This is a genomic window from Streptomyces sp. NPDC006487 (assembly GCF_042870555.1).
GTDB lineage: Bacteria > Actinomycetota > Actinomycetes > Streptomycetales > Streptomycetaceae > Streptomyces.
Genome location: NZ_JBIAHN010000022.1, coordinates 36,931 through 49,483 on the forward strand (window position 1 = coordinate 36,931; position 12,553 = coordinate 49,483).

Here is a 12,553-nt window from a genome sequence, read left to right on the forward strand (position 1 = left end):
CAGTGATGCCGACGTCTTTGGGCTGCCGGGCTGACGGGAGCAGCGCTGACGCGTGTTTGTCCCATCTGGTTCCGTGATGAGCGCCACTGTGTTTTCTCGCGCCCGGTGTCGACCGGATGTGCCGGGCCGGGCGTATGCCCAGTGAAGCGAGAGATCCGGGAGTGGCTGTTGACCGTCGAGGAGTTCGAAGAGTTCTATGCCCAGACGGCCGCGCGGCTCACAGGACAGCTGTACGTGATGCTCGGCGACCTGCACGAGGCGCAGGACGTTGTGCAGGAGGCGTTCGTCAAGGGCTGGAGCCGGCACAGGCAGCTGGACCGTGACGGGCGGCCCGAGGCGTGGATCCGTACGGTCGCCTGGCGGCTGGCGGTGAGCCGGTGGCGGTTTCGGCGGCGCAGTACGGAGGCATGGCGGCGCAGCGGTGCGCCGCCCGACGTCGAGGGTCCCGGGCCGGATCACGTGGCGCTGGTGGAGGCGTTGCGTGAGCTTGCTCCGCAGCAGCGCCGCACGCTGGCCTTGCACTATTTGTGCGATCTCACCGTCGAGCAGATCGCCGGGGAGACACGCCTGTCCGCCAGCACCGTCAAGACGCATCTGTCGCGCGGGCGCGGTGCGCTCGCCCTTCGCCTGCAGGACCCGTGCCGTGAGGAGGCTTCCGGTGACTGAGCACCACGATCCATTGCGGTCTCTGTTCCAGCAGGCCGCCGATTTCGGGCAGGCCCGCGCCGACGCGGCACCCGCCGCGCACATCGCCGAGCGGGGAAAGCGGTCCCACCGGCGCCGCGTGGCCCTCGCGGCCGCGGGGACGTGCCTGGTACTGGCCGGGGGCGGGACGGCTGCAGCCGTTCTCCTGCCGCAGGGCCCAGCTCCCGTCGTCCCGGCCACCAGCCCCTCACCGAGCGCGCCTTCGCCCCGGCCGCCGGCCAGCGGTGTGCCCACTCCTGGCCCCACGGCCACCTCGCTTCCCACGGGCGCGACGGCGACGCATCTCCCGACACCGACGTCAACGTCAACGTCGACGCAGCCTCCGGCCCGCGGGGACAGCACCTCGCCGCCCTGATCTCGATCCCACCCATCCCGTGACCCGGCGGGCCGCCGCCGGGCAGTCCCGCACACCCCCAGAACGCCCGGAAGATTCACATATGCCCCTTATATCGCCCGATCTGTGCCAGCATCGTCCCCTGCCCGGACACCGTCTCCCGGGGCACGAACCGGCCTCGCAGCACTCCCGCACACAAGCCGAACCCCCTCCCGAGTCCCTGGGCCGGCGAGTGCTGCGGCTGCCGCATGACGACCGTGAGGTGCTGTGGCTGTACCTGCTGACCCGGGCAGGTCTGTGGGTCACCGCCTACTGCACGCGCTGGCTGTTCCCCGCAGACCCGGACACCCACAAGGCCGGCCCGGTCCTCGCGCCGTTCCAGCAGTGGGACTGGTACCACTACCTGCACATAGCCCGCGACGGCTACTTCCCCGACGGCGCGGGCCCCTGGCTTGACCACCAGGACAACCGGGAGGCCTTCTTCCCCGGCTTCCCGCTCCTGTTGCGCGCCGTGCACGTCATCGTCCCCAACTGGGCAGCGGCCGGACTGCTCATATCCTTCGCCGCGGGGGGCGTCGCCGTCGTGGCACTGGCCCGAATCGCCCGACTGCACCTGCCCGGCGCGGAAACGGGCCGGCGCGCGGTGCTATTCCTCCTTCTCTCCCCGTGCGCGGTCTTCCTGGCCGTCGGCTACACCGAGGCGCTCTTCCTCGCCCTCGCCCTGCCCGCCTGGCTCGCCGCGCAGCGCCGCAACTGGCCCCTCGCCGCCACCCTCACGGCCCTGGCCACCGCCGTTCGCGTCAGCGGCCTCTTCCTCGCCGCCGCCATCGCCGTGCACTTCCTCCTCGTCGCGCGCCGGCACTGGCGCGCACTGCCCTGGCTGGCCCTGCCCGCCCTCCCCGCAGCCCTCTACGCCGGATACCTGTACGCGCACACCGGCGACTGGCTGGCATGGAAACACGCCCAGGAACGTGGCTGGTACCGGGACTTCCACGCCCCCTGGGACACCTGGTCCCATACCTGGACCGGCGCCTTCGGCCACACCCAGAGCACCGGATACGCCTTCATGTTCCAGGCCGAACTACTCGCCCTGCTCGCCGGGCTGCTCCTGCTCGCCCTGCTGCTCAAGCAACGCCGCTGGCCCGAAGCCACGTACACCGTCCTCACCCTGTGGGCGCTGGGAACCTCCTACTGGTACATGTCCATCCCCCGCGCCACCCTCCTGGCATGGCCCCTGTGGATCACCCTCGCGGCCTGGAGCCTGCGCAACCCACGGATCAAAACCATCTACCTCTGCCTTGCCGCTCCGCTGGGCACGGTCTTCGCCCTCGCCTTCCTCACCGGGCGATGGGCCGGCTGACACACCCTTCGCCCCAGAGAACAGAGCCGGCTGACGCACGGGTGCCGGCGTGGCCAATCCCCCGGTGATTGGGTGAAGCTGCCGTCGTGGACGCTCCACTGCACGACGCCCCTCCGCCGCCGGTCTTGCGCCGATTACTCGGTCCGCCGGACGAGCCGGCGCGGTTCCACTGCATCGCCCCCGCGTCTGCCGCCCGCCGTGCCTGCTCCAGCAGCTCGCCGGGGGTGAACTCCTCACCCGGGAGGAAGTAGCCGAACGCCGTCATGGTGCGCTCCGTTCATCAGGGTGCTGGGAGGGGGATCCCGGTCAGAGCTCGCCGCTGCTGCCCGGGTGCGCCCAGGCCGGCGGGTCGGGGTTGGCCTTGAGCCGGCGGGCGAGGTGGGCGGTGTTGGCGGCCAGGGTCTTGGTGGTGGCGGTCTCCTCAGGGGTCTTGTCGAGGCCCTGGTAGTCCGTGTGCTGCATGGCTTGGCCGACCCAGTAGGTGACGGCGTTGGGGACGAGGGAGAATCCGGCGTCGTTCAGGCCCTGGTAGAGGTCGGCGCTGACCTTGTGCGCGCCGTCCTCGTTGCCGACGACACACACCGCGGCGACCTTGCCGTAGGTGAGCATGCGGCCTTCGTCGTCGGTTTCGGAGATCTCCGTGTTGAGTCGCTCCATGACCTTCTGGGCGATGCTGGAGAGGTGTCCGAGCCGGATGGGCGTGGACAGGACGAGGATGTCGGCGACCAGGATCGTGTCGCGGATCCCGGGCCAGGCGTCGCTGTCGCCCAGATCGGTGCTGATTCCGGTTTTCACGTCGTGGTCGGCGATCCGGATGGGCTTGCCGGTGACTCCGTGGTCGGCGAGCGCGGCCATCGTCTGTTCGGCCGGCATCTGTCGGCGGTTCCTGTCGTGGTTCTCGCAAGGTCATCGACGATGTCGGTGAGTCGATGGTGCTGTCCGAAGGCGTGGCGTTGGCAGGCCGCACCCCCGCCCGTGTGCCGGAGGGACTCCAGGAGTGCGTCGACGCGGTCCAGGTCACCGTGCCGGTCCAAGGCGGGTGCGATCCGCTCCCGCAGGCGGTCCACGAGCGCCCAGGCGGGTCGGCGCACAGCGGAGCAGGGGTCGAGTCCTTCGCCCGCGAGGCCGTCGATCGCGGCCAGCCGGTGGGCGGCTCGCAGTCGCGCGGGCTGGGGGAAGGGCGCCGGCCGGTGGTCCGCCATGTCGGTGCGGACGGTGGCGGCGAGGCCGCGCACCAAGGCGGCGATGAGGATGACGGTGTCGAGGTCGGCGTTGGTGTCCGCCACGCGGATCTCGAGCGTGGGTACATGTTCAGACGGCCTGGCGTACCAATAGATCATCCTGCGGTCCAGCAGCAGCCCGTCACGGACCAGGCCCTCCGCGAGGCGTTCGTAGGCAGCCTCGTCCAGGACGGGCGCGGGGCCGACGGTGGGCCAGCGGGCGTGTTCGACCGCGCGCCAGCTAGCGTGCGCGGAGTCGCGGCCGCGGTCGTAGGGGGAGTTCGCGGCAATGGCCTGGAGGACCGGAAGCCACGGACCCAACCGGTTGGCGATCCCCAGCGCCTCGGCCCTACTTTTCACCCCGACATGGACGTGGCAGCCGCTGACCACCTGGTCGCGTGCGCCTAGGACGTGGGCATACTGCGTGGCCATAGCCTGGTAGCGGCGGCCCGCGGTCACCGTCAGCGGATGCTCGGGAGGAATGGGCGGCGTCCCGGTCGCGACGAGCAGGCAGTCGTGGGCGGCCGCGGCTCGCGCGAGCTCGCGGCGCAGCCATGTCAGCTGACGGCGGAGGTCCACCAGATCGTCGACGGGATCCGTGTGGATCTCGATCTGCGCCGTGTAGAACTCCGGCTCCACCCGGGGTCCCAGTGCGGGAGTTGCGGAGGCGATGACCTGCGGGGCGCGTCCGGCCGGAGCCCGGGTGACCCGGTCGACCAGCAGGAATTCCTCCTCCACGCCGAGGGTCATCCGCTGCGCCCGCAGAGCCGCGACCGCGGCCCGGGCCGCCTTGTCCGTGTCCGCTTGCGCGGGTCCGCTCGCTCCCCCGCGTGCGCACCTGACCGGGGGAACGGTTTTCGTGGCACTCATTTCGCTTCCATCAGTTCGAGGTCCACAGCACGTCAGTACCGGTGATGCCACTGTTCACGGAGCCTGCGCCGGATCACGTCCAGGTCTGCGATCGACGCCGCGGCCAGCACCAGACAGCCGGCGGACAGCACCGCGCACAGCGCCGTAGACGGGACGCCGTCCTGGGTCCCGCGCAGGCCCTCGAGGGCGAACAGCACGCCGCTGGCGGTGAAGGCGGGCGCGAGGAACATCGACAACAGGCGACGCACCCGGAAGTAGCCGTGGGCCCGACCGACGCCGGCGCCGTGGTAGTGCCACCGGGCCGTCGTACGCGAGTGCCACCGCTTGTCCACCGTCGGAGCCGCGAGGGGATGTGGATGGTTTCTGCGGGCGTACGACATGACGCGGCCTCCCGCTCGTTCAGTCTTCGACGTATTGGAGGGCTTCGATTACGGCGGCCGGCGGGCAGGGCTGCCCCATGAGGATGCACAGGGTGAACAGGGTGTCCTCGAACTCCCTGCGGGCCTCTGTGTCGGTGGGAGCGGCGGCTAGACGAAGTCGGGCTTCGAAGAAGCGGCCAAGGTCCCGGCCGACCTCGGCGGGCAGCGGCGCGAGGCGGGAAGGCCATGGCACGGCGGCGGGGTCCGGAGTGCGTGCCGCCTTGACAGCCCGGTGCAGGGCGCGCCGGGCGCGGGCGGGGATGGGCAGGCCTCGCGATCGGGCGAGCAGTACCTGGGCCAGGGCGGTTTCGGACAGTGCAGCGCGCTTGGCCGCGGCGGCCAGGATGTCCCCGGCGATGTGGGCCGGGGCAGGCGTGGTCACCATCAAGGTGCCCACCGCCCATCCGAGGATCTGCTTGGAGGGCGCCGACATGGTCCGGTGGCGGGACTGCTCGGTGCCGCGGGCGGGGTGAAGAAGGGGTGCAGTCATGGCGATCTGGCCTTCGACGTACAGGGTCAGGTGAGGAAGTAGCCGCAGCCGGTGAGCTGGAGGAGCCGCCACACGCAGGGGCTGGCGGCTGTGATGCGCAGGCTTCTGCCCGCCCGCAGCGCCGCGGCTCGGCAGGTGAGCAGGGCGTTGAGACCCGCGCAGTCGCAGAAGGAGATCTGTTCCAGGTCCAGGAGGAGGGTGCGGCGGTGCGCGGAGAGGGCGGTGAGGAGGATGTCACGGAGCAGGGACGCGTTGTCGAAATCGATTTCGCCGCGCACGCGGATCCGCATGGTTCCGGGAGGCCCCGCTTCCACACCGATCGCCAGGTCTTCGACGGTGGTGGTGCCGAGGTCGGTTTCGTACATGATCCCGGTCATGGCCGCCTCCCCGATCGCTCTGGGGTTGCCTTCAACAGCATGGTCGACACCGAGAGAACATACGTCAATATTTACCTGAAAATATGGACATAAATACAACGCTGGGGCAGGTTGGGTGTTATGGGCGATGAAGCTGCTCCCCCGGCGCCGTGGACGTTCCTCACGAGCCATGCACGCGTTCTCCTGACCCTTGCCCGGGATCCCAGCGTCCGTCTGCGGGACGCCGCCGCGACCTGCATGCTGACCGAGCGGACCGTCCAGTCGATCGTCACCGACCTCGAGGGGGCCGGATACCTCACCCGGGTACGCGAGGGGCGCCGCAACCACTACGGGATCACCCCCGGAGGCAAGTTCCGCCACCCCGCCGAAGCCGATCGCGACATCGCCGAACTCCTCGCCCTCTTCGCACGGGAACCTGGCGAATCCGGGACCCCGCGCGGCGCACCGCAGCGGTTCTGATCCGGGTCGCCCGCGGGCAGTCCCTGCCCGCGCAAGTTCCGCAGCTCTGGCGCGTGCCCGGCGAGGCCGTGCCAACCACACAGTCCGAGACACTGCTCGGCTCCGCCGCGGTGCGCGTCTGCTGAGCGGCTGGGGACGCGTCGGCTGAAACCTGGCTCGTCTTCCAGAGAGCACCTGCAGATGTGCCCGATGATGGGGCCGCCGGAGCAACGGAGCGACCACATAACGAGCAGACGCATGACGGTGGAGGCCGGTACGCAGGAGGACCGAGTCACGGGGAAGGTGTGGGTGGTCCGTCTGGATCCCTTCGGGCGCCCTTCCGCCGGCACGGTCCGCCTCACCTGTTCCCGTCCGGCTTACTGACCGTTTTCGCAGACCGCGCGGGGCGACTGTGGCGGATCGCGGAGACGTGCGCGCGCTGCGCGGCCGCCACCCCCGACTGCCGCGTCCTGGACACTGCCGCACCGCCGTCTGTCTCCGGCCCGGACACTGCCGACCGGCGCCACAAAGCTGCAGGAGAACCGGCGGCCGGCGTCTCCGCGGGCGCCGCACAGGCCACCCGGGCCATGAACGCCAACCGCCTCGGCCTCCTTACCGGAGCCACCGACGGGCCGGTGGTGGAGCGGCTGCTGACCCGCAACCACGCCGCACACGCCCGAACCGTCCTCAACTACGTCCAGGCCCAGGCCCCGTACCCCGAGCCGGACGTCCACCTCCTGGTCCACCTACTCACCCTGCGCGCCGCCCGGGACGGCACCGGGCACATCACCGGCCAGGACATCACCAGTTGGCTCCCCCACGGCGGCGAGCAGGTCTTGGAGCAGCTGGTCGCCGCTGGCTGGCTGCTACCCCCCGGCAGCCCGGCCGAAGCCCTGGCATCAAGGCCCGAAGCCTGCGCTACGTTCACCGTCCCCGGCCTGCTGCCGGAGCAGACCCGCCCGTTCTCCTTCGGCAAGACCACCCCGGCCAAGTCTCCGGCTGCGCTCAGAAAGCGGTCGGCGACCGGAAGCTGCGCAAGAAGAGGCTGGGCGCCGCAACCCGGCTCCTGGCCCTGTACACCGCCGCCCACACCCAAGGCGACGGCCACCTCGGGCACCCCGCGAAGGCGGGCTCGCCCTGGATGAAGTCGGCGCGTTCTGCGCCCTGACACCCGACGAAGTGGCCGAGCACGCCGCGCTGCTGGTCGACGTTGTCCGCCATGCCCATTGAGCAGCTACTGCCTGTGCCGCAGTAGTATCCCGTTCGCCCACGACGCCCACACGGGTTGGACACGGAGTGGCCGCTCCGGGTGTGTCCGGGCAGCAGTCAACGCGGAACGGGGCGCAGCAGAAACGTCCACCCCCGCTGACGGGGGCGTGTCGCTCTTGTGGGAGAGCCGTTGACATGGTGTGAGCGAATGCGACGACCTCGACGACGGGGAATGGGCCGTGATCCGTGCGCTGTTGCCGCGCTGCGGGCCCGGTGGGCCGGATTACCGGGCCATCGTCAGCGGCATCCTGTGGCAGCAGCACGGCGGACGGCGCTGGCACGACCTGCCCACCCGTTACGGACCCTGGCACCGCTGCGCGGAACGCCTGCGCCTGTGGGAGGCAGACGGAACCTGGCGCAATATCCTCACCTGCCTGGCCGCCACCCGGGCACTGCCCCGCCACACGGACCGCACCCGCGACAGGCCCGCGCCACGCCGGTCCCTCGAGGCAGTCGAGGACTGGAACAGCCCCTGGCTCCCATGACCGCCGTCACCAGCAGGCCGCCGGCGGCCCGAGATTCATGGCGGTGTCGAGGAGCAGCACCCGGGACACGTCGTTGTGGCCCCTTGGGCGTGCCCGGTGTGCCGGTCAGGCGGCGGCGTGTTGGGGGCGGCGCAGCTCCGCCTGGCCGAAGAGGAGGGCGTAGCCGTCGGGGAGCTGGTGGAGGATCCGGGCGAGGAGGTCGGGTCCGGTGAGGCGGGTGACGGTGGCGAGGACGGCGCCGGTGTCCCAGCGGGCGACAGCTGGGCTCACGCCGGTTCGGGCGGCCAAGTCCTTGACGAAGTCCCAGCCGGTGAGCTGTTCGCTGTCGGGGATCTGGGCGGTCAGGGTCAGGGCGGCCTCGACGGGCAGGCGCTGGGCGAGGCCGACGCGTTCGTCACCGATGACCTGTCGGCCGAGCGCGGCAAGGACGGCACGGACGGCTTCCTCCGCGCGCTCGCGGGTGGGGTAGGCGCCTTCGTAACGGACGTCGTCCAGCATCTGCTCAAACGTCATCGCGTGGCGGGCGAGGTTCGGTCGAGGCTGGTCGTACATGGCTGCGGTTGCCTTTCTGTGCGGCAGCCGGGTAGGGCTGGTGGGCCGGCGGCTGCGGTCAGAGGGGTTGGGGGTGTCCGAAGAGGAGGTCGTAGCCGGGCGGGAGTTGGAGGAGGATCTGTCGTACGAGGACGTCTCCTGCTGCCGCTGTCACGGCGCTGAGGACCGCGCCGATGTCCCACAGGGCCGTCTTCTCGGTGGCTCCTTCGATCCAGGCGGCGGTCGCGCGGATGAAGCGTTCGGGTGAGAGGGGTTCGGTCGCCTGCAGTGGGTTGAGGAGGATCAGGGCATAGGTCTCGGGGAGCCGGGCGGCCAGTTCGGCCCGCACGCTGCCCACCAGGTGTGCGCCCAGCAGAGCCAGGACCACACGGGCAGCCCGGTCCGCTTCTTCTACGGTCTCGTACTCGCCGCGTTCCTGGACGTGCGTCAGGAACGCTTCCCTGCGCATCGTCATCACGTCACCTCCAGTGGGAGGGGTGGGTCAAGGAGGTACGGAGGGCGGGTGTCGGAGAGGAATCGGCTCTCCTCCCGCCCTCCGTGACCGGCTGATGCTGGAGGATTCAGCCGGAGATCTGCTTGCGGCCGGACTCGCCGCCGATGCTGACCTTGCGGGGCTTGGCACGCTCCGCGATCGGGATCCGCAGGGTCAGCACACCCGCTTCGTAGTCGGCTTCGATGCGCTCGGTGTCGAGGGTGTCGGCCAGCACGATCTGGCGGGAGAAGACACCCAGGGGCCGCTCGGAGAGCTCCATCTGCACGGTGTCGCCCTTCGCGACGGGCCGGCGCTCCGCCTTCACCGTCAGCATGTTCCGCTCGACGTCGATATCGATCGCCTCGGTGCTCACGCCGGGCAGGTCGAAGGCGATCACGTACGCGTCGCCCTCACGGTAGGCGTCCATCGGCATCACGGACGGCTTCGACCAGGTACCGGACGTACCCGACAGCTGCTGGACGATCCGGTCCATCTCGCGGAACGGGTCAGTGCGCATCAACATCGCGAAACACCTCCAGTTGGTTCAGGCAGAAACTGCCAATGCGCTTCAACGTGCTCCCGTTGTAACATGTCATCGAAACGATGACAAGCATGGAGTCACCTGAAGGGTGACGCTCGGGATGTCGCTGGGAAGGTGACATGGAAAGGGAGCGTGCCATGGCAGAAGCCACCCCACCCCCACGGATCGACTTTCTCGCTGCCGCGGCAGCCCTGGACGCCATCAGCCGAGCCGTACACGACGCCCGGCGCGCCCCGGCGGCCCCCGGCCCGGACGGGGGCCCGCACCCGGCTCTGGCCGCGCTGGTGACGCTGCGCGAGATCCGGGAAGAGCTCGCCGGCTGGGAGAGCGGGCTCGTCGAGACCGCCCGCGACGCCGGTGCCAGCTGGGCCGACCTGGCCGGCCCCCTCGGTGTCGCCAGCCGGCAGGCCGCCGAACGCCGCTACCTGCGCCTGCGCCCCGGCACCGCCGGAACCACCGGCGACGAACGTGTCCAAACCATCCGCGATACCCGCGCCGCCGACCGGACCGTGACCGCCTGGGCCCGCGACAACGCCGCCGACCTGCGCCGGCTCGCCGGGCAGATCACCTCCCTCACCGGCCTCCCGGCCGGCGCCGAGAGCGCGGTCGGCGACCTGAACCTGGCCCTCGGCGACAACGACGCCGCCCGCCTCGTACGCCCCCTCACCGACACCCGACCCCACCTGCGGGCCGAGGACACCGAACTCGCCGAACGCATCGACGCCCTCACCCGACACACCGACCAGCTCCGCCAGGACACCCACAACCGGCGCAACACCTGACCCTCCGGGAGGCCGAAGCCGATCAAGACCGGCTTCCCGGCACCCGAGCTCGCGTGGCCTTCGTGCAGGAGCAGTGCGTGGTGATCAGTAGCAGGGGTGCGGGAGCGAAAGGGTGGCGGCCATGCGTGTCCACGTCCCCCTGACCCTCCGGTTGCTGAGCAGAGAGCGGGGCTGCGCGGCATGGTGACCGTGCGGGTGCACACCCCCACGGTGGAGGAGACCGGCACGAGCTATCCCGCCGGGACCGCGGCATCCACGTCGTCATCCACCCGCAGTTGGCCGTGCGCCGCGACGTCATCAGCGCGATAGCTAGTGCGGCGCGTCCAGCGCGCTAGCAAGGAGGGACACCGAAGCCACCTTCCCCCCTGGCTCGTCTCGCTGGTCACGGCCGCTGGCGGAGTGGTGGCCGCGTGGTGGGCTCATCAATGAGCGCGGTGAACAGATTCGACCCCCAGACCGGCCACGTACCCAGTGTCCAGGTGGATCTCCTCGTGGACGGCGGGGCAGCAGTCACCGGGGGGCGTCAGGCCACAGCGGCCCGTGCACTCGCAGCGGCCGCCCGTCGCCGTCCTGCTCGAGGTGTCCGCCTCGAAGGCCGGCTTTGGGTAAAGCGGCGCGCACGGCATCCATGAGCACTGCCGCGTGATCATCCACGAGGGTGCGTATAGAGCCGTCTCTGGACGGTGGCCAGTGGCGGGGCCCGGCCGGGGTGGCTTCTACCGGCCGGGCCCCGCCTGCGTGGACGCCTCGATCGCCCCTCCACGCTGCCACGCCGGCCTCGGGACCGCACGGCGGGATGCGCGGGTGGTCCACCGGGTGGGTGACACACTCACGCCCGCGGCGGCGCCCCGCGGGCGCGCCGAGGAGAGGCGGCCGATGATGTGGTCCATCCCCCTTGTTCCTCTCCGGATGGAGCCTGTTTCGATGCTTGAGCGCACACTGCGTAGAGGCCGCACCGAGGTCACCTTCACCCTCCCCGCAGACACCCCGCCCGGGCCCATCAGCGTGGTCGGTGACTTCAACGACTGGCAGCCCGGCATCCACACCCTCAAACCCCGCAAGGACGGCAAACGCGCCGTCACCGTCGAACTGCCCGCCGACACCACCCAGTCCTTCCGGTACCTCGCCGCCGGCGACTACTGGTTCAACGACGACACCGCCGGCGACCAGCAAGGCCCCAACAGCCGCCTCCACACCTGAACCCCGCCGCGCGAGCTGACGGGGAACGGCCGAGCGCGGCATTGTTCCACCGCGGGGCCACCCGCCGTGTGAGGGCCTGCCCCTCGCGGCGCGAACCCGATCCAGCGCGCGGCCGGCGCTTCAGCGCGCCTCACACCGGTCCCGTGCAGCGCCGCGCCAGGATGGGGGTCTCGTGGGCCGGGAGCCTTCGGGTGACGGGAGCAGGGCATTGATCAACGTGACCATCCAGCACCATGGCAGCTCCGTACGGTTCAGCGCCGCAGGGGAGCTCGACGAGACGGCCGGAGAAATGCTCCAGCGGGCGCTGGAGTACGTGGCCATGGACGAGCGCGACCTCTTGGTGGATCTGCACGGTGTCACGGCCATGGACACCGATGGCCTCCTCCATCTCCTGGATCTCCACCAGCGCGCAGAACACATGCACCTGAGGGTCCAGGTCACCGGCTGGCAACCCCAGCCCCAGCAGCACCTGGCCACCGTGGCCGGCATCCCCGGGCCCAGAGCAGCCGCTGGCGACCGCTACGCCCAGCCGAGCTTCCGGCGGCTTCTCGAATCTCGGGCGCAACGCGAACGCGACAACGCGGATCTCGCCGCCGACTGGCTGCCCCCCTCATAGGACGGCCCACGATGAGGCCGGCCCGTGCTCCCTCAAATCGCGGCGACCCAACCGGCGATCAGCGGTAGGGGCTCCAGTGCCCGAGAGGCAATCGTCGGCCTGGTCCTCGCCTCCGTCGTCCAGGTCTTGGTTCTGGTCGGCGATCGCCTCCCAGTCCAGACGATGTACAGGGCCGGCACACCCACATGAACACACCGCGCGCAGTGCGGCGGCGCGCGGTGCGTGGGTGAAGTGGCCGTCGTAGACACTCCACTGGGAGACGGCTTCCCTCCCCCACCGGAGGCGCTGCCGAAGTACACCGGGTCCGGGGACGATCCCGCGGTATTCACCGCGGCCCGGCGTAGCTGAGCTCGCCGACCGGTCGGTCCCGATCGGTCGATCTGCCGAGCCCACCCGAAGCGGCGTACATGAGCGACGGCTACT

General features: G+C 70.6%; 16 protein-coding genes. 8 read left to right on the plus strand and 8 right to left on the minus strand.

Annotated features, from left to right (window positions below; all coding sequences use genetic code 11):
* Positions 1–168: 168 nt before the first annotated feature.
* Positions 169–666: a SigE family RNA polymerase sigma factor gene (locus ACFYM0_RS32955; RefSeq protein ID WP_388507877.1), complete on the plus strand. Its 498-nt coding sequence runs from the start codon at positions 169–171 to the stop codon at positions 664–666.
* Positions 667–1,142: 476 nt separating this feature from the next.
* On the plus strand, positions 1,143–2,399 hold the full coding sequence (locus ACFYM0_RS32960; RefSeq protein WP_388507880.1) for a mannosyltransferase family protein: 1,257 nt from the start codon (positions 1,143–1,145) through the stop codon (positions 2,397–2,399).
* A 306-nt stretch (positions 2,400–2,705) separates the two neighbouring features.
* On the opposite strand, the gene ACFYM0_RS32965 is transcribed toward ACFYM0_RS32960, so the two are convergent.
* The 5 genes from ACFYM0_RS32965 to ACFYM0_RS32985 are packed head-to-tail and all read right to left on the minus strand — an operon-like array spanning position 2,706 to position 5,775.
* Entirely contained in the window at positions 2,706–3,272 is a 567-nt protein-coding gene (locus ACFYM0_RS32965; RefSeq protein WP_388507882.1) for a flavodoxin family protein, read from the minus strand.
* Positions 3,191–4,489 carry a glutamate--cysteine ligase gene (locus ACFYM0_RS32970; RefSeq protein ID WP_388507885.1) on the minus strand — a complete coding sequence of 433 codons (1,299 nt, stop codon included), beginning with the start codon at positions 4,487–4,489 and terminating at the stop codon, positions 3,191–3,193. The genes ACFYM0_RS32965 and ACFYM0_RS32970 overlap by 82 nt, the downstream gene beginning before the upstream one ends.
* A 32-nt stretch (positions 4,490–4,521) precedes the next feature.
* On the minus strand, positions 4,522–4,869 hold the full coding sequence (locus ACFYM0_RS32975; RefSeq protein WP_388507887.1) for a hypothetical protein: 348 nt from the start codon (positions 4,867–4,869) through the stop codon (positions 4,522–4,524).
* A gap of 19 nt (positions 4,870–4,888) precedes the next feature.
* Positions 4,889–5,398, minus strand: coding sequence for a DUF5133 domain-containing protein (locus ACFYM0_RS32980; protein ID WP_388507890.1), 510 nt, complete (start codon positions 5,396–5,398; stop codon positions 4,889–4,891).
* 26 nt (positions 5,399–5,424) lie between these two features.
* A complete protein-coding gene (locus ACFYM0_RS32985) occupies positions 5,425–5,775 on the minus strand; it encodes an STAS domain-containing protein (RefSeq protein ID WP_388507892.1) in 351 nt (116 codons plus the stop codon).
* Positions 5,776–5,895: 120 nt separating this feature from the next.
* Here ACFYM0_RS32985 and ACFYM0_RS32990 point away from each other — a divergent pair, with 120 nt between their 5' ends.
* The 3 genes from ACFYM0_RS32990 (at position 5,896) to ACFYM0_RS33000 (ending at position 7,967) form a co-directional block, all read left to right on the plus strand.
* A complete protein-coding gene (locus ACFYM0_RS32990; protein WP_388507895.1) occupies positions 5,896–6,234 on the plus strand; it encodes a helix-turn-helix transcriptional regulator in 339 nt (112 codons plus the stop codon).
* A gap of 566 nt (positions 6,235–6,800) precedes the next feature.
* Positions 6,801–7,358: a hypothetical protein gene (locus ACFYM0_RS32995; protein WP_388507897.1), complete on the plus strand. Its 558-nt coding sequence runs from the start codon at positions 6,801–6,803 to the stop codon at positions 7,356–7,358.
* A gap of 264 nt (positions 7,359–7,622) precedes the next feature.
* Positions 7,623–7,967 (plus strand): transposase, encoded by a 345-nt coding sequence (locus ACFYM0_RS33000; RefSeq protein WP_388507900.1) that lies wholly within the window; start codon positions 7,623–7,625, stop codon positions 7,965–7,967.
* Positions 7,968–8,072: 105 nt separating this feature from the next.
* On the opposite strand, the gene ACFYM0_RS33005 is transcribed toward ACFYM0_RS33000, so the two are convergent.
* The 3 genes from ACFYM0_RS33005 to ACFYM0_RS33015 form a co-directional block, all read right to left on the minus strand.
* Complete coding sequence (locus tag ACFYM0_RS33005) at positions 8,073–8,519, minus strand: DUF2267 domain-containing protein (RefSeq protein WP_388507901.1); 447 nt, start codon at positions 8,517–8,519, stop codon at positions 8,073–8,075.
* A 58-nt stretch (positions 8,520–8,577) separates the two neighbouring features.
* Positions 8,578–8,973, minus strand: a complete 396-nt coding sequence (locus ACFYM0_RS33010) for a DUF2267 domain-containing protein (protein ID WP_388507904.1) — start codon at positions 8,971–8,973, stop codon at positions 8,578–8,580.
* A 106-nt stretch (positions 8,974–9,079) separates the two neighbouring features.
* Positions 9,080–9,514 carry an Hsp20/alpha crystallin family protein gene (locus ACFYM0_RS33015; protein WP_388507907.1) on the minus strand — a complete coding sequence of 145 codons (435 nt, stop codon included), beginning with the start codon at positions 9,512–9,514 and terminating at the stop codon, positions 9,080–9,082.
* A gap of 155 nt (positions 9,515–9,669) precedes the next feature.
* Here ACFYM0_RS33015 and ACFYM0_RS33020 point away from each other — a divergent pair, with 155 nt between their 5' ends.
* The 3 genes from ACFYM0_RS33020 (at position 9,670) to ACFYM0_RS33030 (ending at position 12,130) form a co-directional block, all read left to right on the plus strand.
* On the plus strand, positions 9,670–10,314 hold the full coding sequence (locus tag ACFYM0_RS33020) for an HSP18 transcriptional regulator (RefSeq protein ID WP_388507910.1): 645 nt from the start codon (positions 9,670–9,672) through the stop codon (positions 10,312–10,314).
* Positions 10,315–11,238: 924 nt separating this feature from the next.
* The gene (locus ACFYM0_RS33025; protein ID WP_388507911.1) at positions 11,239–11,514 is read left to right on the plus strand and encodes an isoamylase early set domain-containing protein; all 276 of its coding nucleotides are present in this window, start codon (positions 11,239–11,241) and stop codon (positions 11,512–11,514) included.
* Positions 11,515–11,731: 217 nt separating this feature from the next.
* Positions 11,732–12,130 carry an STAS domain-containing protein gene (locus tag ACFYM0_RS33030; RefSeq protein ID WP_388508105.1) on the plus strand — a complete coding sequence of 133 codons (399 nt, stop codon included), beginning with the start codon at positions 11,732–11,734 and terminating at the stop codon, positions 12,128–12,130.
* Positions 12,131–12,553 lie beyond the last annotated feature (423 nt).

Excerpts from the sequence above, each read along its gene's own strand:
- ACFYM0_RS32965 (WP_388507882.1), bottom strand. The coding sequence starts at position 3,272 with ATGCCGGCCGAACAGACGATGGCCGCGCTCGCCGACCACGGAGTCACC.
- ACFYM0_RS32995 (WP_388507897.1), top strand. The coding sequence starts at position 6,801 with ATGAACGCCAACCGCCTCGGCCTCCTTACCGGAGCCACCGACGGGCCG.
- ACFYM0_RS32980 (WP_388507890.1), bottom strand. The coding sequence starts at position 5,398 with ATGACTGCACCCCTTCTTCACCCCGCCCGCGGCACCGAGCAGTCCCGC.
- ACFYM0_RS33010 (WP_388507904.1), bottom strand. The coding sequence starts at position 8,973 with ATGACGATGCGCAGGGAAGCGTTCCTGACGCACGTCCAGGAACGCGGC.
- ACFYM0_RS32960 (WP_388507880.1), top strand. The coding sequence starts at position 1,143 with ATGCCCCTTATATCGCCCGATCTGTGCCAGCATCGTCCCCTGCCCGGA.
- ACFYM0_RS32990 (WP_388507895.1), top strand. The coding sequence starts at position 5,896 with ATGGGCGATGAAGCTGCTCCCCCGGCGCCGTGGACGTTCCTCACGAGC.
- ACFYM0_RS33020 (WP_388507910.1), top strand. The coding sequence starts at position 9,670 with ATGGCAGAAGCCACCCCACCCCCACGGATCGACTTTCTCGCTGCCGCG.
- ACFYM0_RS33025 (WP_388507911.1), top strand. The coding sequence starts at position 11,239 with ATGCTTGAGCGCACACTGCGTAGAGGCCGCACCGAGGTCACCTTCACC.
- ACFYM0_RS32985 (WP_388507892.1), bottom strand. The coding sequence starts at position 5,775 with ATGACCGGGATCATGTACGAAACCGACCTCGGCACCACCACCGTCGAA.
- ACFYM0_RS33015 (WP_388507907.1), bottom strand. The coding sequence starts at position 9,514 with ATGTTGATGCGCACTGACCCGTTCCGCGAGATGGACCGGATCGTCCAG.
- ACFYM0_RS32970 (WP_388507885.1), bottom strand. The coding sequence starts at position 4,489 with ATGAGTGCCACGAAAACCGTTCCCCCGGTCAGGTGCGCACGCGGGGGA.
- ACFYM0_RS33005 (WP_388507901.1), bottom strand. The coding sequence starts at position 8,519 with ATGTACGACCAGCCTCGACCGAACCTCGCCCGCCACGCGATGACGTTT.
- ACFYM0_RS32975 (WP_388507887.1), bottom strand. The coding sequence starts at position 4,869 with ATGTCGTACGCCCGCAGAAACCATCCACATCCCCTCGCGGCTCCGACG.